This is a genomic window from Sphingomonas sp. Mn802worker (genome assembly GCF_000382485.1).
Classification (GTDB): Bacteria; Pseudomonadota; Alphaproteobacteria; order Sphingomonadales; family Sphingomonadaceae; genus Sphingomonas.
On sequence record NZ_AORY01000001.1, the window covers coordinates 1 to 19,911 of the forward strand.

Consider the following 19,911-nt stretch of genomic DNA (forward strand, 5'->3'; position numbering starts at 1 on the left):
TTCAGGCGAAGCGGTCCAGCAGATCGGTGAACGCTTCCTCATCGAGTGAGGCCTGGAACTGGCAGCCGGCGGTGAAATCGTCCGCCCACATCACGTCAGCCGCGACCGGCCCGATCACCGGCAGGTTGAGCCAGATCGTCTGACCGCGCTTCATCGCCGAATAGGTCTGCAAACGGCAACCGTGCAGCGACAGGTCGACCACCTTGCACAGGGTCCGGCCGATGCCGCCCTGCCCGCCGAGACGCGCATCAAACGAAACCGGCGCACGCGGGGAGCGGCGCCGGCCTTGCGTTTGTGCGGGTTCGAAGTCGGCTGCGAAGGTGGCCATGCCGGGATGCTAATACGGCATCCCTAACAGCTAGTTACCCGCGCCCGCCGGATCGTTACTTGCGCAGCGTCAGACCACCGCCGAAACGCTTGTTGAAGCGCGCGACCTGACCGCCCTGGTCGAGCATCTGGCCGCGACCGCCGGTCCATGCCGGGTGCGCCAGCGGGTCGATTTCGAGCGTCATCGTGTCGCCTTCCTTGCCCCAGGTGGAGCGGGTCTCGTACACGGTGCCGTCGGTCATCTGCACCTTGATCATGTGATAGTCGGGGTGCGTTCCGGTCTTCATGGGTCTTCTCCGATTGGCGGCTGGTTCCGACCAGCCTGGAAGCGCGCGCGGGTAGCGCCCACGCGCGGGAAAGTCAAAGGACGCGCGTCACGCCGCCTTTGGCGGATCGGCGATCATCGCGGTAAAGTTCGCTTGCGCGGCGACCTTGCCATCGATCAGTGCGCGGCCAGCGAACTTGCACACGCTGCTGCGCTTTTGCACGAACTCGACCTCAAGCCGCAGCAGCACGCCCGGCTCGACGGGTGCACGAAACTTCGCCTCGTCGATCGCCATGAAGTAGACGAGCTTGCCCGAACCGGCGAGGCCTAGGCTCTCGACCGCGAGCACCCCCGCCGCCTGCGCCAGCGCCTCGACGATCAGCACGCCCGGCATGATCGGACGGCCAGGAAAATGCCCCTGGAAAAAGCCCTCGTTGATCGTCACCGCCTTGATCGCGGCGATCGACCGGTCAGGGATCAACTCCTCGACACGGTCGACCAGCAGCATCGGATAACGGTGCGGCAGCGCCGCCATGATGCGCGTGATGTCGAGCGGGCCGATCGACCCGCCCGCTGTTGCATCACTGTTCGACGTATCAGTTAGCGTGACGTCGCTCACCGACCCGACGGCGCCTTCCGGTTGCTCGCGGCGGGCGCGGCGGCTGCAGGTGCCGCAGCAGCGGGTGCGCCGGCGCCCTGACCGGGCTGCCAGTTCGCGGGCACGGCGGTGCTGACGCTCGGCACCAGACGATCGAGCTCGGCGGTGATCGCCGGCGTGATATCGGCGGCAGGCTGCGTGAACAGCGTTGCCTGCGGCGAAACGAGCAAGCTGACGTTCTTCGCCTTGACGACGTTCTGCACCGCAGTGGCGAGCTGACGCTGCACCTGCTCGGCGGCATAGGCGCGCGCGCGCTGCGCCGGGGCGGTCAGGCGCTGCAGCTCGTTGTTGCCGGCCTGCTCCTTTGCCTGGATCGCGCTCAGCTGCGGACGCAGCGACGCCTCGGTCGCGCCGGGCGCGCGCGCCGCGGTCTGCGCGGCGGTGACGAGCGGCTGTAGCTCGGCCTGGATCGCGTTGCGACGCGTGTTCGCTTGGTCGAGCTGCGCCTTGTAGGTCGTCTGGATCTGCGTCACCGCAGTGGTAAACGCGCGCGAATTGGCGATCGCCGCTTCGGGGTCGGCGACGGCAACGCCGTTTACCTGTGCACTGGCGGTACCCGCCGCGATAACGCCCGGCGTCGCAAGCGCGGCGGCGAGCAGGATGGTCTTGAAGGTCTTCATCAGAACTGCGTCCCTACGTTGAAGGTAACAAGTTTGGGGTCGTCGCCCGGCTGGGTGACGAGTGCCTTTGCGAGATCGATACGAAGCGGGCCGAACGGCGAGTTCCAGTTGACGCCGACGCCAACTGTCACACGCGGCTTGGGCGAATTGCCCAGGAACTGCTCCTGGAACGGATTCGACCGGATCAGCGGATTGTTCGGCACGACGCCGTTGCAGGTGCCGCCCGTACCGGGGATGCCTGCCGAGCAGATCGTCGTCGCGGTGCTGCCGTCCGCCAGCGTGTAGGTGTAGATCGGTTGTCCCACATCGTTGGTCAGCGGCAAGGGCAGCACGACCGTCTTTCCATCGATCACCGTGGTCGGGAACGTCGCGGTCAGCGGCGGCCGCCTCAGCCCCCACAGGCTGCCGACCTGCGCATAGATCGACGGACGCAGACCGAGCTCACGCGCGCCGGCTCCCAGCGGCAGCTCGAGTTCGAGCTTGGCGAGGTAATAGGCACGACCGCCGAGCGCATCATCGGTGATCTGGTTGCGATCGGTCTGCAGGATCTGGTTGCCGTTCGCGTCGGTCGTGTACGGCGTGCGCAGCACACGCGGGCCGACGCCACGGATGTCGAACCCGCGGAACTGCGGCATGCCGAGGTAGAAGCGATCGTTGATGCGGATGGAGTCGTTCCCGTCCGCGCGCTCGCCCTCGAGCGAGTGGATGTAGCCGCCTTCTGCAGTGAGCGAGGCGATGAAGCCCTTGCCCAGTCCCTTGAATTTCGCGCCCTCGATCCGCGAGCGGATGTACTTAACATCGCCGCCAAGCCCGGCGAGGTCCTGGCTGATCGACAGGCGCTGACCCGCGGTCGGACGCAAGCGGCTGTTAAGGCTGTCGTAGATTAGCGAATAGCCGATCGACGAGGTGAAGCGATTGCCGAGCGCCGAGCAGAGATAGCTGCCCGCCTTCAGCACGTCGCACTGACCGTTGGTGAAGAAGGTATTCCGGTCGAGCGTCACCTCGTCGTACGACAGGCCGTAACGGCCCGCCAGCTGCCAATATTCGGTCAAGGGAACGCCCGCGCGCACCTGGAACCCGGTCGAGACCTGACCGTAGGTCGTGTTGCGATCGTTGCCGATGTAATTGAACGAGTTGTAGTCGCGGCGGAACACGTCGACACCGACCGCGACATTCTTGTCGAACAGGTACGGCTCGGTAAAGCCAAGCTCGATCGACTTGGAATAGCTCGAGTAATTGACCCCAGCGCGCAGTTCCTGTCCGCGCCCGCGGAAATTTCGCTGCGTGATGTTCGCCTGGATGATGAAGCGCTCGAGGCTCGAATAGCCCGCCGACAGCTGGAGCTCGCCGGTCGACTTTTCCTCGACGTTCGCGTTCAGCACGACGCGATCGGGCGACGAGCCCTGCTCCTGCTTGATCTCGAACTTGTCCTGGAAATAACCCAGCGAGTTGATGCGATCCTGACTGCGCTTGACCTGGAAGCTGTTGAACGCATCGCCTTCCGCCAGGCGGATCTCACGGCGGATCACCTTGTCCTGCGTCTGCGTGTTACCGGTGATCTCGACCCGCTCGACATAGGTGCGCTGCGCCTGCGCGATGTGGAAGTTGATCGACATCGTGAGGTCGTCACGATCGCGGTTGAACTCGGGCGACACGTCGGTGAAAGCGTAGCCGAACAGGCCGGTGGTCTGGCTAAGGCTGTCGACCGTATCCTCCACCGCCTTCGCGTTGTACCAGTCGCCCTTCTTGATCGACAACGTCTTGGCGAGCGCCTTGCCGTCGAAATCGCGGATGTCGCTGTCGACCGTGACGTCGCCGAACTTATAGCGCGGGCCTTCCTCCACCACATAAGTGATGATGAAGTCCTTCTTGTCGGGCGTCAGCTCGGCCACCGCGGAAGTCACGCGAAAATCGGCATAGCCTTGCGTCAGGTAGAATTGGCGCAGCTTCTGCTGGTCATAGGCGAGACGGTCCTGATCGTAGGAGGTGTTCGACGACAGCAGACGCGTGAAGCGCGCCTCCTTGGTCGCCATCTGCGCGCGCAGCTCGCTGTCCTTGAACTTCTCGTTGCCGAGGATGTTGATCTGGCGAACCTTGGATTTCGGCCCCTCGCTGATCTCGAACACCACGTCGACGCGGTTCTGATCGAGGTTGACCATCTTGGGGTCGACCGACGCGGCGAAGCGGCCCTGACGGCGATACAGCTCGACGATGCGCGCGACATCGGCGCGCACGGCCGAGCGGGTGAAGATCTGCCGCGGCTTGAGCTTGATCTCTTTGGTGATCTTGTCATCCTTCAGGCGCTTGTTGCCTTCAAGGATGACGCGATTGATGATCGGGTTCTCACGCACGCGGATGATGATGTCGCCGCTCAGCGCACCCTCGATCTGCACGTCGGCGAACAGGTCGCTCGCCAGCAGGTCCTTCAATGCCTGATCGAGCGTCTCGTTGTTGTATGGCTGACCCTGCCGCAGCTTGGTGTAGCTGAGCGCCGTCTCGGGCTCGATCCGCTGCGTGCCTTCGACGCGCAGGCTCTTGATGACGCCGCTCGGCGCAGGCGTCGCGGCCGGTGTCGGCGCAGTGCTCGCCGGTGCGGACTGCGCGGTCGCGGTACGCGCGGCCGGAGCTTGCGCCGTCGGCGTCTGCGCCGCAGCCGCGACCGGGAGCCCGGCAAGGATGGTGCAGCCCAGCAGCGCCGGCAGGGCACGCGTCCGCGAAGTTGAAACGTTCAGAACCGTCACCATGTTACCTTCGAGAAAACCCGTTGCGCTCGCCAGGCTCGCGCCCGCCCTGCAACACCTGCGTCAGCCGATCAAGCCGGCTAGATGTCGCCATAGTCCGAAGTTGCCGAGATCGTTGAAGGTGACGAGCATCATCAACGCCAGCACCGCCGCCAATCCGCCGCGATAGGCCCACTCCTGCGCTTCCGGGCCGACCGGTTTCCGCCTGATCGCCTCGATCAGGTAGAACAACAGATGCCCGCCGTCGAGCATGGGCACTGGCAGCAGGTTGATGAACCCCAGATTGATGGACACGAGCGCGAGCAGGAACACGAACGCGTCCCAGCCGAGCGTGATCTGTTCGCCCGATACCTTGGCAATGGCGAGCGGCCCGCCCAGTTCCTTGACCGAGCGTCGGCCGGTCGCGATCTGGCCGATCGTCTCGACCATCATCTCGACGATCTCGCCGGTGCGGCGGACCGCGACGACCGGGGCCTCGAACAGGCCGACCTGACGAACGACCGGATCGCCTGGCGCGATGCCGAGCAGCCCGACCTTGTAATCGTTGCCGAAGCGATCGCGCTGCTCCTGCGTGCCGATCTGCGCTTCGACGCTGGTCGCCCGGCCGTCCCGAACATAGTCGATCCGCACACGCTCCCCGGCACGGATTTTCACGTACCGGACCATGTCCTCGAATGTGTCGATCTGACGCCCACCGAGTGCCTCGACCCGGTCACCGGCGCGCAAGCCCGCCTGGGCAGCCGCAGTGCCGGGCAGTGCCTGACCGACGATCGCGGGTGTCTGCGCGTCGCCGTAGGCGAGCGCGAAGCCGGCAAGGATTAGGATGGCGAACACGAAGTTGATGGCCGGGCCGGCGGCGACGATGATCGCGCGCTGCCACACGCTTTTCGCCTGGAACGTCCGTGCCCGCTCCTCCGGCGGCAGCAGCAGCCAGTCGGGATCGGTGCGGCCCGCCGCGGTCATGTCACCCGCGAACTTGACGTAGCCGCCGAGCGGCAGAACCGCCAATTTCCAGCGTGTGCCGCGCTTGTCGGTCCAGCCCGCGATCTCGCGCCCGAACCCGATCGAGAACGCGTCCGCCTTCACCCCGAACCAGCGGCCGGCGAGATAATGGCCCATTTCATGGATGAAGACGAGCGGCCCGATCACCAGCGCGAACGCCAGGATGGTCAGCAGCAGTCCCGGTGTCTGGATCAAGCGACGCAATCCTCTACGCGCTCGCCCGCGAGGTGCCGCGCCTCCGCGTCGATCGCGATCACCGCGTCGATCGTCTCCGGCGCTTCGGGAGCGAAGCGGTTCAAGGTATCTTCCACGATTGCGGCGATTTCAAGAAATCCGATGCGGTCGGCCAGGAACGCGGCGACCGCGACCTCATTGGCGGCATTCATGATCGCGGGGCGTGCCCCCCCCTCCTCCAACGCCGTTCGTGCCAGCGCCAGCGCGCGGAAGCGCACCGCATCTGGCGCCTCGAAGTCGAGCCGGCCGAGCTTCACGAGGTCGAGCGGCGCCATCGGCGTCGTCATCCGGTCGGGCCAGGCGAGGCAATGCGCGATCGGCACGCGCATGTCGCTCGGCCCCAATTGCGCGAGCATCGATCCGTCGACGTAATCGACCATCGAATGGATCACCGACTGGCGATGTACGACGATCTCGATCCGCTCGTGCGCGACCGGGAAGAGTCGCGCCGCCTCGATCAGCTCCAGCCCCTTGTTCATCATCGTCGCGCTGTCGACCGAGATCTTGGCGCCCATCGACCAGTTCGGGTGCGCGACCGCCTGCTCGCGCGTGACGGCCGCCATCTGCTCCAGCGAGGCGTCGCGGAACGGCCCTCCGCTCGCCGTCAGGATGATCCGCCGCACGCGTTCGGGCCGCGCGAAGTCGAAACACTGGAAGATCGCGTTGTGCTCGCTGTCGGCCGGCAACAGCGTCGCGCCGTATGTCCGCGCGGCCTGCATGATGAGGTCGCCCGCAGAGACGAGCGGCTCCTTGTTCGCGAGTACGACGGTGCCGCCGGCGCGGATCGCCGCCATCGTCGGCGCCAGGCCGGCGCACCCGACGATCGCTCCCATCGTCCAGTCGGCACCCAGCGCGGCGGCATCACAGACCGCCTGCATCCCGCCTGTCGCCTCGACGTTCGTTCCGGCAAGCGCCTGTCGCAGCGCCGGCAGGCAGGTCTCGTCCGCCACGACGGCAAGCTCCGCACCCGTGCGGATCGCGGCAGCGGCGAGTCGCTCGACATCGCAGTTTGCGGTCAACGCGCGGACACGAAAACGCTCGGGCTCGCGCTCGACCAGATCAAGCGTGGAGGTACCGACTGACCCGGTCGCACCCAGAATGGTGACCGTCCGCATCACAGCACCGCCGGCACGACGACGAGCAGCGCCGCGAGCGGTGCCACCGGCACCAGCCCGTCGAGGCGATCGAGCAGGCCGCCGTGACCCGGCAGCACATTACCCGAATCCTTGACGCCCGCGCGACGCTTCAGCCAGCTTTCGAACAGGTCGCCGCCCTGCGCAACGACGCCAAGCACCGGCGTCGCCAACAGCAGCAACAGCGGCAGGTCATAGGCGATGTGGAGCACCATTGCATACAGCGTCGCCGCGACGATCCCGCCGATCAGTCCCGCCCAGGTCTTGTTTGGGCTGACGCGCGGTGCAAGCTTCGGGCCGCCGATCGCGCGACCGGCAAAAAACGCGCCGATGTCGGTCATCCACACCAGCACCATCGCCCAGAGCGACAACAGCAATCCGTGGTCCTGCTCGCGGATCAGCACGAGCGACAATACCGGCAGCGCGCAATAGATCGTCCCGCTCGCCAGCCAGGTTCGCCGCGTCACGATCGCGACGAAGAAGAACGCGGCCGCGGTCAGACCGAGCGCGAGGAAGCTCGCCCCTGCCGCGACAGGTGCCAGGATCGCGAGCGGAACAGAGAGCGCATATTGCGCCAGCCGCTTCTCCCGCGCGGGCGTCGCGGTCAGATCGGACCATTCCGCCATCATGAACAAGGCGACCACGACCATCAGCAGCCAATAGGCAACGCCACCGATCCACAATGCGACGAGCGCGACCGCAGCCATCACTGCGGCCGCAGCGATCCGCAAGGTCAGTTCGGAACGCCGCGGGCGCGTGGTCACAGGCCACCGAAGCGGCGTTGCCGCTGCCCGAACGCCTCAACCGCGGCGGCGAGATCGCGCGCGCTGAAATCAGGCCACAGCGTGTCCACGAACAGCAGTTCGGCATAAGCGGCCTGCCACAGCAGGAAATTGGACAGACGATGTTCGCCGGAGGTACGGATCATCAGGTCGAGCGGCGGCAGTTCGCGCGTTTCCAGCTCTCGCTCGATCGTGCCGACGTCGATCGCGGCCGGATCGAGCGTGCCGTCCTGCGCCCGCACCGCCAGCGCCTGCGCTGCGCGCACCAGCTCAGCCTGCGCACCATAGTTGAGCGCGATCGCGAGAATCGGGCCCGAGTTCTTCGCCGTCCGCGCCAGCGCATCGTCGATCAGCGCGACGACGTCGGCCGAGAAGCGCGTGTAATCACCCAGCACACGAAGCCGTACGTTCTCACGGATCAGTTCGGCAAGGTCATTGCGGATGAAGAATTTGAGCAGACCCATCAGGTCGCTCACTTCTTCTGCTGGCCGACGCCAGTTTTCCGACGAGAAGGCGTAAAGCGTCAGCGCCTCGATCCCCATCGTGCGCGCGGCGCGTGTGACGGCGCGAACCGCCTCCACGCCGGCCTTGTGCCCCGCCGCGCGCGGCAACAAGCGCTTCTTCGCCCAGCGTCCGTTGCCATCCATGATGATGGCGACGTGACGCGGCAGCGGCCCGCCAGCGATCTGCGGCCTAGCTGCCGTCGCCATCAGCATTCCCCCCTATGCCAACGCTGGCTCACTTGCCGAGGATTTCCTTTTCCTTCGCAGCCGAGACGCTGTCGATGTCGGCGGTGGTCGCATCGGTCAGCTTCTGCACCTCGCCCTCGAGCCGCTTGCGCTCGTCTTCGGAAAAGACACCTTTCTTCTCGTCGGTCTTGAGCGCGTCCATGCCGTCGCGGCGGACGTTGCGCACCGCGATCTTCGCCTTTTCCGAATATTGCCCGGCGAGCTTCGCTAGCTCCTTGCGGCGCTCCTCGGTCAGGTCGGGGATCGGCAGGCGCAAATTCTGCCCGTCGTTGATCGGGTTGAGACCAAGCCCGGCAGACCGGATCGCCTTCTCGACCGGTCCGACGTTGGTCTTGTCCCACACCTGGACCGAGATCATCCGCGGCTCGGGCACCGAAACGGTCGCGACCTGGTTGAGCGGCATCTTCGCGCCGTACACCTCGACCGTCACCGGATCGAGCAGCGAGGTCGATGCACGACCGGTGCGCAGACCACCCAGGTCGCCCTTGAGCGATTCCACCGCGCCGTTCATGCGACGCTCGATATCGGCCTTGTCATACGCGGGCATGGTTCACTTCTCCGAGTTGGACTGAACGATCGTCGAAACGCCCTCACCGTGCAGCACGGCGGCGAAATTACCGTGCTCGCGGATGTTGAACACGACGATCGGAATGTTGCTGTCACGGCACAAGGCGACCGCGCTCGCGTCCATGACGCGTAGGTTCTTCGACAACACCTCGTCATAGCCGATCGTGTCGTAACGCTTGGCGGTCGCGACCTGCTTCGGGTCGGCATCGTAGATACCGTCGACGCTGGTGCCCTTGAACAGGGCGTCGCAGTTCATCTCGGCCGCGCGCAGCGCAGCACCGCTGTCGGTGGTGAAGAATGGCGAGCCGACGCCGGCCGCGAAGATCACGACGCGACCCTTTTCCAGATGCCGCATCGCACGGCGGCGCACGAACGGCTCGCACACCGACTGCATCGGGATCGCGGACTGCACGCGCGTGTCGACGCCGATCTGCTCCAGCGCATTCTGCACCGCCAGCGCGTTCATGACGGTCGCGAGCATGCCCATGTAATCGCCGGTCGCGCGCTCCATGCCGCGCGCCGCACCCGAGATGCCGCGAAAGATGTTGCCGCCACCCACGACGACGCACAGCTCGAACCCTTGCGCCTTCACCTCGGCGATCTCTTCGGCGACGCGCGCGGTGACGGTGGGATCGATCGCGAGACCGCCCTCCCCCATCAACACTTCGCCCGACAGTTTCAGCAAGATACGGTTGTAGCGCGGTTTGGTCATCGATTCCGAATGGTCTGGGGAAAGGCTGGCGGACCTTAGAGGTGAGGTCAGGACGGAGCAACCCGCCCCATACGCAAACCGCCGCCCCGGTGACTACCGGAGCGGCGGCTTGTCTCGACACGTTTCGGCGCGTCAGGCGTTCTGCGGCACACCCGAGGCAGCGGCGACTTCGGCGGCGAAGTCGGACTGTTCCTTCTCGATGCCCTCACCCAGCTGGAAGCGGACATAGTCGACCAGCTTGATCTCGGCGCCGGCATCCTTGCCCGCCTTGGCGACAACGTCGCTGATCTTGGTCTTGCCGTCCATCACGAACAGCTGGCTGACCAGCGCGTGCTCCTTGCGGTACTTGGCGATCGAGCCTTCGACCATCTTGGCGATGATGTCGGCGGGCTTGCCGCTCTCTCCCGCCTTCTCGGTCGCGATCGCGCGCTCGCGCTCGATCTCGGCCTCGTCGAGGTCACCCTCGTTGAGCGCCTTCGGGAAGGCCGCCGCAATGTGCATCGCCAGGCTCTTGCCGAGCGACTGGAGCGCTTCTGCATTCGCCGCGCTCTCCAGCGCGACCAGCACGCCGATCTTGCCCAGACCCGGCGATTGCTGGTTGTGCACATAGGCAACGACCGCGCCCTGCGACACCTCGAGCTTGCGCGCGCGGCGGATCGACTGGTGCTCGCCAATCGTCGCGACATTGTTGGTCAGCGCCTCGGCGACCGTCGTGCCCGACGGCATCGACGCTGCCTTGATCGCCTCGACGTCGTCGCCGGTGCTGAGCGCGATCTGAGTCACCTCGCGAACGAACGCCTGGAACTGATCATTCTTCGCGACGAAATCCGTCTCCGAATTGACCTCGACCGCCGCGCCCTTGGTGCCCGACACGGCGACGCCGACCAGACCCTCGGCCGCGGTGCGGCTCGACTTCTTCTGCGCGGCGGCAAGGCCCTTGGTGCGCAGCCAGTCGAGCGCGGCGTCCATGTCGCCCGACGTCTCGTTCAGCGCTTTCTTGCAATCCATCATGCCCGCGCCGCTCTTCTCGCGCAGGTCCTTCACCATCGAAGCGGTGATGTCGGCCATCGTTCTGGTCCTCGAATGTGGTTGATCGCCATCCCACCGGGCATCCCGCCACGTGTGGAAGAGCATTAAAGCAAGTGGAGGCCGCCACATAGGCAGCCTCCATGACAATTGCACGTCGGCCACCCGGATTACCGGGCGCGAATGCGGAAATTACGCCTGCGCGTTTTCCGCCATGACGTGACCTTCGGCGTTCACGTTGGTGTCGATCGGAGCGTCGGCCCCGGCAATCGCCTCTTCCGCCGGCGGCTCGATCATCGCGCCCAGATCGGCGCCGCTGCGCGCCTGCTGCTGCTGATTGCCGCGGGTCGCCGCGATCGCGATCGCCTCGCAGTACAAACGGATCGCACGCGCCGCATCGTCGTTCGCCGGAACCGGGAACGCGATACCGTCGGGCGAGACGTTCGAGTCGAGGATGCCGACGACCGGGATACCCAACGTATTGGCTTCCTTGATCGCCAGCTCTTCCTTGTTCGCATCGATCACGAACATGACATCAGGCACGCCGCCCATGTCGCGGATGCCGCCCAGCGACATCTCGAGCTTGTCGCGCTCGCGCGTCAGCTGGAGCACTTCCTTCTTGGTCAGACCGTGCGTGTCGCCCGAAAGCTGCTCCTCAAGCGCCTTCAGACGCTTGATCGAGTTCGAGATCGTCTTCCAGTTGGTGAGCATGCCGCCCAGCCAGCGGTGGTTGACGAAATGCTGGCCCGCACGACGCGCCGCCTCGGCGATCGGCTCCTGGGCCTGGCGCTTGGTGCCGACAAACAGGACCTTGCCGCCCGCCGCGACGGTCGACGACACGAACTCGAGCGCGCGCGCGAACAGCGGCACGGTCTGCGACAAGTCAATGATGTGGACGCCGTTGCGATCGCCGAAGATGTAAGGCTTCATCTTCGGGTTCCAGCGGTGGGTCTGGTGACCGAAGTGCGCGCCGGTCTCGATAAGCTGCTGCATGCTGACGACAGGTGCCGCCATAATCATATTCCTTCCGGTTGTGCCGCTGGGAAGCGTGTGACGCGTGCGAGCTGAAAGCCCGGCGCACCGGTGGTGTGATGCTTCCCATGTGGGATTGAGGGGGTGGCGCTTAGCCGTGGTCAGCCGTTCGCGCAAGCCGCAAACATAGGTTGACGACGGAACGAACACGGAACATACAGCGGAACAGACAAGGAACCTTGCTGATCTTGCTCTACATTCGACGGTTATCGTCCGTAGCGGACGCAATCGCCGGAACGAACATGATTAACAAATGTTGGCGGACGTTGGGTTCGCACTGGCGAAGGAAGCGAACATGCTGATCGTGCTTGATGTTCTAATATTCGGGGGCGCCACGATCGGCGCGACTTACGCAATGGCAGCGACGGTGATGCCGAATGTGGGGCGTATCATGGATGCGCTGTCCGGACAGCCTGAGGCGAGATTCGAGCCGTTGGCGACGCTGGTTCGTGCCGAGAACCGTATCGCGGTCAGGCGCTGGTCGGCGGGATCGGTGCGTCCGCAGTCCCGCCAGCGCGAAGCCGCTTAACCCGGGCATAGCTCGACATGCTGAACGGCAGCGCGAGCAGATAGCCGACGCATACCAGCGACAGCGTTTCCCATGGGGCGGAGACGGCGGCGGCACCGACAACGACGACGAGTGCGATCGCCTCGAACCGCACGTTTCGGCGTAGCCGGAGCGATGACCAGGAAAACGTGGCGACGCTCGAAACCATCAACAATGCCACGAACACGGTCCACGGTGCGACAAGGCAAGGCGAACGGAATATCGCCTCCCCTGTTGCGAACCACAGGAACATCGGCAGCAGCGCCAATCCCGCGCCGGCGGGTGCGGGGGCGCCGGTCAGGAAGCCGGCGGATTTATGCGGCTGATCGTCGGCATCGATCGCCGCGTTGAATCTGGCAAGGCGTAGTGCGCAGAACACCGCCAGCATCAAGGCAGCGGTCCAGCCGAAGCGCGGCAAGGTCGACAGTGACCAGAGATACAGGATCAGCGCCGGCGAGACGCCGAAGGAAATCGCATCGCTGAGCGAGTCGAGTTCGGCGCCGAAGCGGCTCTCGCCCCGCAACATGCGGGCGACACGTCCGTCCAATCCGTCGAGCACGCCGGCGAGCAAGACCATCGCGACCGCCATCGCCCAGTTCTGCTGGATCGCAAAACGGATACCCGACAGACCGGAACATAGCGCGAGCGCCGTGACCGCGTTGGGTGCGACCGCGCGCAGCGGCAGTCCGCGCGGACGGCGAAGCGGGCGAGCGGCGCGCATCGTTACTGTGCGATCCCGCGGACCGGATCGCCGCCGAAACGCCCGAGCACGGTTTCACCCGCGATCGCGCGCTGACCAAGCGCTACCTGCGGCACACAACCTTCGGGCAGGAAAACGTCGACGCGGCTGCCGAAGCGGATCAGTCCGACCCGCTGTCCGACCGCAACGATGTCACCGACCTTGACGAAGCCGACGATCCGCCGTGCGACCAGTCCGGCAATCTGCGTGAAGCCGATGCGGCGCCCGTTGTGGCCATCGACGACGAAATGCTGCCGTTCGTTCTCTTCCGACGCCTTGTCGAGATCGGCGTTCAGGAACTTGCCCGAGATGTAGACCACCTGCCGGATCGTGCCCGCGATCGGCGTCCGGTTAATGTGCACATCGAATACCGACATGAACACCGACACTCGCACCATCGGCTCCGCTCCCAGGTCGCCGACCAGTTCGCGGGGGACCGGGACGCGCTCGATCATCGTGATCAACCCGTCGGCGGGCGACACAACCAGATCGTCGCCGATCGGCGTGGTCCGTACGGGATCGCGGAAGAAGGCGGCGACCCACAGGGTCACACCCAGCAACGGCCAGAACAGCACCTTGGTCACGATCGTCGCCAGCAAGGTGATGCCGAGCGCGATGGCGGTAAACTTCTGCCCCTCGGGGTGGACGGCGGGGAAGCGCCACTTGACCGTGGACGTGCCCGCCGGGGGCTTCTGCAATGATGACATGGTTACGGGTCTATCGTCGGTGAACCGACCTGACAACGCGCCGCGTCGTTCCCGCCGCTTTTCGTGTCGTTAGACGGCGCGCAGGTCCGCTGCGCTTGATCGCGGCCCCTGCCCTTTCTATGCGCTGCCCCAACCCTCCCCAACTCGGAAGTGAGAACATGGCCAAGATCAAGGTGAAAACGCCCGTCGTGGAGATCGACGGCGACGAGATGACGCGGATCATCTGGGAATGGATCCGCGAGCGCCTGATCAAGCCGTATCTCGACATCGAGCTCGACTATTACGACCTCGGCATCGAGCATCGCGACGCGACCGACGATCAGGTAACGATCGACAGCGCCGAGGCGACCAAGAAGTATGGCGTCGCGGTCAAGTGCGCGACGATCACGCCGGACGAGGCACGCGTCGAGGAGTTCGGCCTCAAGAAGATGTGGCGCTCGCCCAACGGCACGATCCGCAACATCCTGGGCGGCGTGATCTTCCGTGAGCCGATCGTCATCAAGAACGTGCCCCGTTTGATCCCGGGCTGGACGCACCCGATCGTGGTCGGCCGTCACGCGTTCGGCGACCAGTACAAGGCGACCGACTTCGTAGTGCCGGGCGCGGGCAAGCTGACGATGAAGTGGCAGGGCACCGACGGTCAGGTGATCGAGCGCGAGGTGTTCGACTTCCCCGAAGGCGGCGTCGCGATGGGGATGTACAACCTCGATCAATCGATCCGCGACTTCGCGCGCGCCAGCATGAACTACTCGCTCGGCCGCGGCTGGCCGCTGTACCTGTCGACCAAGAACACGATCCTCAAAGCCTATGATGGCCGCTTCAAGGACCTGTTCGCTGAGATCTTCGAGGCCGAGTTCAAGGACGAGTTCGCCGCCAAGGGCATCGTCTACGAGCACCGCCTGATCGACGACATGGTCGCCTCCGCGCTCAAGTGGAACGGCGAGTTCGTGTGGGCGTGCAAGAACTACGACGGCGACGTGCAATCGGATCAGGTCGCGCAGGGCTTCGGCTCGCTGGGCCTGATGACCTCGGTGCTGATGACGCCGGACGGCAAGACGATCGAGGCCGAGGCCGCGCACGGCACGGTCACGCGCCACTACCGCCAGCACCAGCAGGGAAAGGCGACGTCGACCAACCCGATCGCATCGATCTTCGCATGGACCGGCGGCCTGAAGTACCGTGGCCAGTTCGATGACACTCCCGACGTCACCCGCTTTGCGCAGACGCTGGAGCAGGTCTGCATCGAGACGGTGGAGAACGGCGACATGACCAAGGATCTCGCAATCCTGATCGGTCCCGATCAGAAGTGGATGACGACCGAGCAGTTCTTCGAGGCGGTCCGCGTGAACCTCGAGAACAAGATGGCGAACTGGGCATAAAGCCTGGTCAGCGGCGGCGGAGTTCGACCACGAGCCCGCCGTCGCCTTTCAGTGTCTGGGTGGCGCCGACGGCGAGCGTGACCGTTTGGCGAAGTTCGATCGTGCTGGTTCCGCCGCAGCCCGCATCGCGTGGCCGGGTCCAGCGCGCCTCAACCGAGAAAAGGTCGTCGGCCATGTCGCTGCGCATCACACGGCGAAGCGTGACGCTCGCCTCGCGCTGCGATGCGCCGAACGGCAGGTCGACCTGTTCGCACGACGATGCCACAGCCTCGCTCTGGCTTTGTCGCCACGATGCCCCGCGCGCGCCATCGACCAGCAACCTGCCCGACCGCAACACGCCCTGCGGCACGCGCACTACGACATCGAGCGGAACGCTCTCGCGCATGGCAGCCATGCGATCGCTTGCGGAAGACCGGGTGACGATCGGCGCGGGCACGTAGACCGAGGATGCTGGCGGTGCCAAGACGACGCCGGTCTGCGCAAGAAGCAGCAAGAACATTTGATAACTCCCGATAACCGGCCTCCTTTGTTTATCGCCAGCCGTTACGAAGTACTGCAGTAACAGCGTTAATCCAGCGGACTGGCTGTCCGCGTCGGTTGGCAATGCCGCCCATCTCCGCCAAGGTGCCCGGATGGCGATCGGTTTGGAAAATGCGGGCTTCTCGGACGCGCTCGTCGTGCTGGGCGCGGCGGGCCTCGTCATTCCGGCATTCGCGCGTTTCCGGATCAGCCCGGTCATCGGCTTCATCCTCGTCGGCGCGCTGGTCGGCCCAGCAGGTCTGGGTGCGCTGACGCAGGCGTTCCCGTGGCTCTACTACGTCACCATTTCCGATCCGCATTCGATCGAACCGTTTGCCGAGTTCGGCATCGTGCTGCTGCTGTTCTCGATCGGGTTGGAATTATCGTTCCGGCGATTGTGGTCGATGCGACGGCTGGTGTTCGGCACCGGCGCGGCGCAGTTGCTCGGGTCGGCGGCACTGATCGCCATCGCGCTCCATGTGCTCGGACAACCATGGGCCGGCGCGGCAGGACTGGGGCTTGCGCTGTCGCTGTCCTCGACTGCACTCGTGCTTCCGCTCGTGGGTACAACGGGGCCGGTCGGGCGCGGCGCGTTTGCGATGCTGTTGTTCGAGGATCTCGCACTGGTGCCGATCATCTTTGCGCTTGGTGCGATGGCGCCAGCCGCGGGTGATGGTGGCTGGGGCGCGATCGCGGGCGTGGCGCTGCGCGGCGGCTTAACCGTCGTCGCGATCTACGGTGGGGGGCGCTACTTCCTGCCGCGGCTGTTCGCACAGGCGGCGCGCACGAAGAGCCCGGAGCTTTTCCTCGCGGCATCACTGCTGGTCGTCATCGTCGCAAGCGTCGCTACCACCGCGGCCGGGTTGTCGCCGATCGTCGGTGCGCTGCTCGCCGGATTGCTGATTGCCGAAACCGAATACCATACTGAAGTCGAGGTCATCACCAAGCCGTTCCAGGGGCTCGCGCTCGGCGTATTCCTGATCACGGTCGGCATGAGCGTCGATATTCGACTGATCCTCGCCAACTGGCCGTCGCTGCTGCTTGCCGTGGGCGGTGTGGTGCTGACCAAGGCGGTGGTGACCACGCTGCTGCTGCGCGTGTTCAACGTGCGTCGCGGCGTCGCGGCGGAGACGGGCCTGTTGATGGGCAGCCCGTCGGAGACCACGCTGATCGTCCTCGCGACCGCTGCACAGGCGGGATTGATCCTGCCGTCGACCGCGACCTTTTGGCAGACGGTGACCGCGATCGGGCTGACGATCACGCCGTTGCTTGCCGCATCGGGGCGCGCGATTTCTCGCCGCATCGAACAGCGCGCGCCGCTGGAGGACATTCCCGCTGCCGATGACGGGCGCACGATCATCATCGGCTTCGGCCGCGTCGGCGAGTTGGTCGCAGACATGCTGTCGCGGCACGACCGCGCCTATCTGGCGGTCGAGGCGAACATCGACGCGGTGACCAAAGCGCGCGAAGCGGGTCGAAGCGTCGTATTCGGCGACATCGTGCGACGCGAGTTGGTCGACCGGCTCAACCTCGACACCGCACGTGCGCTGATCCTGACGATGGACGATCCCGTGCTGACGGTGCGCCTGACACGGCAGGTGCGTGCGCAACATGCCGACCTCCCGATCATCGCGCGTGCCCGCGACCCGCGCCACGCCGCCGAATTGTACCGCGCCGGGGTGACCGACGCGGTGCCGGAAACGCTGGAAAGCTCGCTCCAATTGTCAGAAGCGGTGCTGGTGGAACTGGGCGCGGCGATGGGGCCGGTGATCGCGTCGATCCACGAAAAGCGTGAAGAGTTGCGCAACGACATTCGCGCGGAGGCTGCGATGTCGCGTGATCCACGCATCCGTCGTATCCGCAGCCGCGACGAAATAGCGGCCGCAGGTGCGGGCTGACGCCAGCCATACACGCGATGCATCCTACCGCGTCCGCGTCACGTTTATGCCGGAAACAACACCTAGGTGCGTAACGAATGAGGCCTTCCGACCTGCGCGTCGCATTGTTCAGCGGCAACTACAATTACGTGCGCGACGGCGCGAACCAGGCGCAGAACCTGCTGGTAGGCTACCTGCTGTCGCAAGGCATCAAGGTCCGCGTCTACTCCCCCACAAGCGAGACGCCCGCATTCGCGCCGCGTGGCGACCTGGTCGATGTGCCGGCGATCCCCTTTCCCGGGCGCGGCGAATACAAGCTTGGTCGCTCGTTGCCGGTCGGACCGCGGCGCGATCTGGAGGCGTTCGCCCCCAACATCGTCCACGTCTCCGCCCCTGAGTTCCTCGGCCATGCCGCGGTGAGCTGGGCACGCGCGCATGATGTGCCCGTCGTCGCCGCGGTTCACACTCGGTTCGAAACCTACTTCGATTATTACCGCCTCGGTTTCATCCAGCCCGCGATCCGCTGGATCCTCAAACGCTTCTACAACCGTGCCGATCGCGTGCTCGTGCCGACGCCTTCGATGGGTGAGATCATCCGCGCGCTCGGTGTCGAGACGCCTGTCTCGCTTTGGCCACGCGGGGTCAATCACCAGCGCTTCTCGCCCGATCGACGCAGTCTGGAATGGCGACGCTCGCTGGGCATCGCCGACGACGAGGTCGCGGTCGGGTTCCTGGGGCGGCTGGTGCTGGAAAAGGGCCTGGGCGTCTTCGCCGATGTGATCGCGGCGCTGCGCGAGCGCGGCGTACGGCACCGGGTCATCGTCGTCGGCGAAGGACCTGCGCGCGACTGGTTCGCCGGACGCGCGCCCGAGGCGGCGTTCGCCGGCTTCCAGAGCGGCGATGACCTGGGCCGTGCGGTCGCGTCGATGGACATTCTGTTCAATCCCAGCGTCACCGAGACATGGGGCCAAGTGACGTCGGAGGCGATGGCGGCCGGCGTGCCCGTCGTTGCCGCGCGCGCGACCGGCGCGGTCGACCTGGTACAGGATGGCGTGACCGGTTTCCTCGTCACGCCGCAGCAGGTCGACGGCTACGCCGATGCGATCGCGCGGTTGATCCGTGAGCCCGACCTGCGCGCCAGCGCGGGCGCGGCGAGCCACGCGCGTGCGGCCGGGTTCCAATGGGATACCGCCAACGCGCAGGTGCTGGCCGCTTACCGCGAGGTCATGCAGGCACGCACGGCACGTTAGGCGGCCCGCTCCTGCCAGTCGAACGTCAGCGGCGCTTCGCGAAAGGCAAACCGGTCGAGATGGCTTGCCACGACATCGCGCATCCGGGCAGCGTCCTCATTTGCTGGCACGTGCAACAGCAGGTCGAGCGTGTCGTCGCTGGCCTGCATCTCGAGCCTGCTTTCATTGGGAAAGGTGATGACACCTTCTTCTTCAGAAAAGGTGACGGTCATCTTGTGGCTCCAATGCTTGGCGAGCTGCTGAAGGTAGCGGCTCGCCGAAAGCGTCGGCACGCGTGCCACTGAAACCGATCCGCTCATGATTTCAGCCTTTCTACCTTCTGCGCAAGCTCATCGATCATAGCTGCGACCTCGTGCATCCGATCCTGCGACACCTCGCCGGTGGCGAACGTGTGGCCAAGCGCTACCTTGAGGTTGCCCATGGCGCGACGGATCGGCGCTGCATCGACGCGTTCCCGGTGCGCGGCGAGTTCGCGCAGCCGGTTCATCAACGCCGCGATCTCCTCGGCACGCTCTTCCAGGTGCTGCACACCTTCGTCGGTTGCGGCAAAGCGCTTCTTCGCGCCGTCCGACTGCTGCTCCGCGATCAGCCCCATCTCGTCGAGCAAGGTCAGCGTCGGGTAGACGACGCCGGGGCTGGGCACATATGCTCCTGCGGTCAGCGCCTCGATCTCGCGGATCACGTCATAGCCGTGGCGTGGCCGCTCCGCGATCAGCTTGAGCAGCACGAGCCGAAGTTCGCTGCCGTCGAACATGCGCGCGCGCCGGCCGCCACGCGGTTCCTCGCCGCGGGCAAACCAGTCGCCGCCGAATGGCCCATGTCGACCACCGCGAGGCCCCTGCATCTCAAACCCTGCCATCTTTGCGGCAAGTCGCGCCTCCCAGCCGTGCCAGCGTCGTCCGCAATCATTCATGTGATGTTTCATCTCAGTCTCCTTGCGCTCACAGATATATCTTGGAACGCTTTTAGCAAGACCCTTCTAGATATATCTTTGCGCACATGATGGCAGGACATGACGCCGCGGCACGCATTGTCTAGGAATCGA

The 19,911-nt window shown here is 65.3% G+C and carries 22 protein-coding genes; 4 read left to right on the forward strand and 18 right to left on the reverse strand.

Annotated features, from left to right (window positions below; all coding sequences use genetic code 11):
• Nucleotide 1 precedes the first annotated feature (1 nt).
• The 13 genes from SMN802W_RS0100005 to rpsB form a co-directional block, all read right to left on the reverse strand.
• On the reverse strand, nucleotides 2-328 hold the full coding sequence (locus SMN802W_RS0100005; protein WP_019514823.1) for a PilZ domain-containing protein: 327 nt from the start codon (nucleotides 326-328) through the stop codon (nucleotides 2-4).
• A gap of 55 nt (nucleotides 329-383) precedes the next feature.
• The gene (gene rpmE / locus SMN802W_RS0100010; protein WP_019514824.1) at nucleotides 384-614 is read right to left on the reverse strand and encodes a 50S ribosomal protein L31; all 231 of its coding nucleotides are present in this window, start codon (nucleotides 612-614) and stop codon (nucleotides 384-386) included.
• Between the two features lie 87 nt (nucleotides 615-701).
• Nucleotides 702-1,211 (reverse strand): 3-hydroxyacyl-ACP dehydratase FabZ, encoded by a 510-nt coding sequence (gene fabZ / locus SMN802W_RS0100015; RefSeq protein WP_019514825.1) that lies wholly within the window; start codon nucleotides 1,209-1,211, stop codon nucleotides 702-704.
• Nucleotides 1,208-1,870 (reverse strand): OmpH family outer membrane protein, encoded by a 663-nt coding sequence (locus tag SMN802W_RS0100020; RefSeq protein WP_019514826.1) that lies wholly within the window; start codon nucleotides 1,868-1,870, stop codon nucleotides 1,208-1,210. The genes fabZ and SMN802W_RS0100020 overlap by 4 nt, the downstream gene beginning before the upstream one ends.
• Nucleotides 1,870-4,614, reverse strand: a complete 2,745-nt coding sequence (gene bamA / locus SMN802W_RS0100025; protein WP_019514827.1) for an outer membrane protein assembly factor BamA — start codon at nucleotides 4,612-4,614, stop codon at nucleotides 1,870-1,872. The genes SMN802W_RS0100020 and bamA overlap by 1 nt, the downstream gene beginning before the upstream one ends.
• 60 nt (nucleotides 4,615-4,674) lie before the next feature.
• Nucleotides 4,675-5,808, reverse strand: a complete 1,134-nt coding sequence (locus SMN802W_RS0100030) for a M50 family metallopeptidase (protein WP_019514828.1) — start codon at nucleotides 5,806-5,808, stop codon at nucleotides 4,675-4,677.
• Nucleotides 5,805-6,962, reverse strand: a complete 1,158-nt coding sequence (locus SMN802W_RS0100035) for a 1-deoxy-D-xylulose-5-phosphate reductoisomerase (protein WP_019514829.1) — start codon at nucleotides 6,960-6,962, stop codon at nucleotides 5,805-5,807. The genes SMN802W_RS0100030 and SMN802W_RS0100035 overlap by 4 nt, the downstream gene beginning before the upstream one ends.
• Entirely contained in the window at nucleotides 6,962-7,744 is a 783-nt protein-coding gene (locus SMN802W_RS0100040; protein ID WP_019514830.1) for a phosphatidate cytidylyltransferase, read from the reverse strand. The genes SMN802W_RS0100035 and SMN802W_RS0100040 overlap by 1 nt, the downstream gene beginning before the upstream one ends.
• On the reverse strand, nucleotides 7,741-8,472 hold the full coding sequence (locus SMN802W_RS0100045) for an isoprenyl transferase (RefSeq protein ID WP_026325566.1): 732 nt from the start codon (nucleotides 8,470-8,472) through the stop codon (nucleotides 7,741-7,743). Before SMN802W_RS0100045 ends, SMN802W_RS0100040 begins: the two co-directional genes overlap by 4 nt.
• Before the next feature lie 28 nt (nucleotides 8,473-8,500).
• Nucleotides 8,501-9,058: a ribosome recycling factor gene (gene frr / locus SMN802W_RS0100050; protein ID WP_019514832.1), complete on the reverse strand. Its 558-nt coding sequence runs from the start codon at nucleotides 9,056-9,058 to the stop codon at nucleotides 8,501-8,503.
• A 3-nt stretch (nucleotides 9,059-9,061) separates the two neighbouring features.
• Entirely contained in the window at nucleotides 9,062-9,790 is a 729-nt protein-coding gene (gene pyrH, locus SMN802W_RS0100055) for a UMP kinase (RefSeq protein ID WP_019514833.1), read from the reverse strand.
• A gap of 132 nt (nucleotides 9,791-9,922) precedes the next feature.
• The gene (gene tsf / locus SMN802W_RS0100060) at nucleotides 9,923-10,858 is read right to left on the reverse strand and encodes a translation elongation factor Ts (RefSeq protein ID WP_019514834.1); all 936 of its coding nucleotides are present in this window, start codon (nucleotides 10,856-10,858) and stop codon (nucleotides 9,923-9,925) included.
• A gap of 150 nt (nucleotides 10,859-11,008) precedes the next feature.
• A complete protein-coding gene (rpsB, locus tag SMN802W_RS0100065) occupies nucleotides 11,009-11,830 on the reverse strand; it encodes a 30S ribosomal protein S2 (RefSeq protein WP_019514835.1) in 822 nt (273 codons plus the stop codon).
• Between the two features lie 313 nt (nucleotides 11,831-12,143).
• Here rpsB and SMN802W_RS16070 point away from each other — a divergent pair, with 313 nt between their 5' ends.
• A complete protein-coding gene (locus SMN802W_RS16070; protein ID WP_051083421.1) occupies nucleotides 12,144-12,377 on the forward strand; it encodes a hypothetical protein in 234 nt (77 codons plus the stop codon).
• Here the strand turns inward: SMN802W_RS16070 and SMN802W_RS0100075 are convergent.
• Both SMN802W_RS0100075 and SMN802W_RS0100080 read right to left on the reverse strand, forming a co-directional pair.
• Entirely contained in the window at nucleotides 12,319-13,116 is a 798-nt protein-coding gene (locus SMN802W_RS0100075) for a CDP-alcohol phosphatidyltransferase family protein (protein WP_019514837.1), read from the reverse strand. The genes SMN802W_RS16070 and SMN802W_RS0100075 overlap by 59 nt on opposite strands.
• Nucleotides 13,117-13,118: 2 nt before the next feature.
• Nucleotides 13,119-13,841 carry a phosphatidylserine decarboxylase gene (locus tag SMN802W_RS0100080; RefSeq protein WP_026325567.1) on the reverse strand — a complete coding sequence of 241 codons (723 nt, stop codon included), beginning with the start codon at nucleotides 13,839-13,841 and terminating at the stop codon, nucleotides 13,119-13,121.
• A 158-nt stretch (nucleotides 13,842-13,999) separates the two neighbouring features.
• Between SMN802W_RS0100080 and SMN802W_RS0100085 the strand changes: the two genes are divergently transcribed.
• Nucleotides 14,000-15,220 (forward strand): NADP-dependent isocitrate dehydrogenase, encoded by a 1,221-nt coding sequence (locus tag SMN802W_RS0100085; protein WP_019514839.1) that lies wholly within the window; start codon nucleotides 14,000-14,002, stop codon nucleotides 15,218-15,220.
• 7 nt (nucleotides 15,221-15,227) lie between these two features.
• Here SMN802W_RS0100085 and SMN802W_RS0100090 read toward each other — a convergent pair whose 3' ends face one another.
• Entirely contained in the window at nucleotides 15,228-15,719 is a 492-nt protein-coding gene (locus tag SMN802W_RS0100090) for a hypothetical protein (protein ID WP_019514840.1), read from the reverse strand.
• A gap of 133 nt (nucleotides 15,720-15,852) precedes the next feature.
• Here SMN802W_RS0100090 and SMN802W_RS0100095 point away from each other — a divergent pair, with 133 nt between their 5' ends.
• Together SMN802W_RS0100095 and SMN802W_RS0100100 are read left to right on the forward strand one after the other, a co-directional pair.
• Complete coding sequence (locus SMN802W_RS0100095) at nucleotides 15,853-17,637, forward strand: cation:proton antiporter domain-containing protein (protein ID WP_019514841.1); 1,785 nt, start codon at nucleotides 15,853-15,855, stop codon at nucleotides 17,635-17,637.
• Nucleotides 17,638-17,714: 77 nt separating this feature from the next.
• Nucleotides 17,715-18,866, forward strand: coding sequence for a glycosyltransferase family 4 protein (locus tag SMN802W_RS0100100; RefSeq protein ID WP_019514842.1), 1,152 nt, complete (start codon nucleotides 17,715-17,717; stop codon nucleotides 18,864-18,866).
• On the opposite strand, the gene SMN802W_RS0100105 is transcribed toward SMN802W_RS0100100, so the two are convergent.
• Together SMN802W_RS0100105 and SMN802W_RS0100110 are read right to left on the reverse strand one after the other, a co-directional pair.
• Nucleotides 18,863-19,165, reverse strand: coding sequence for a DUF2218 domain-containing protein (locus SMN802W_RS0100105; protein WP_026325568.1), 303 nt, complete (start codon nucleotides 19,163-19,165; stop codon nucleotides 18,863-18,865). The two genes, SMN802W_RS0100100 and SMN802W_RS0100105, sit on opposite strands and share 4 nt — an antisense overlap.
• Nucleotides 19,162-19,791: a PadR family transcriptional regulator gene (locus tag SMN802W_RS0100110; RefSeq protein WP_019514844.1), complete on the reverse strand. Its 630-nt coding sequence runs from the start codon at nucleotides 19,789-19,791 to the stop codon at nucleotides 19,162-19,164. The genes SMN802W_RS0100105 and SMN802W_RS0100110 overlap by 4 nt, the downstream gene beginning before the upstream one ends.
• Nucleotides 19,792-19,911: the final 120 nt, after the last annotated feature.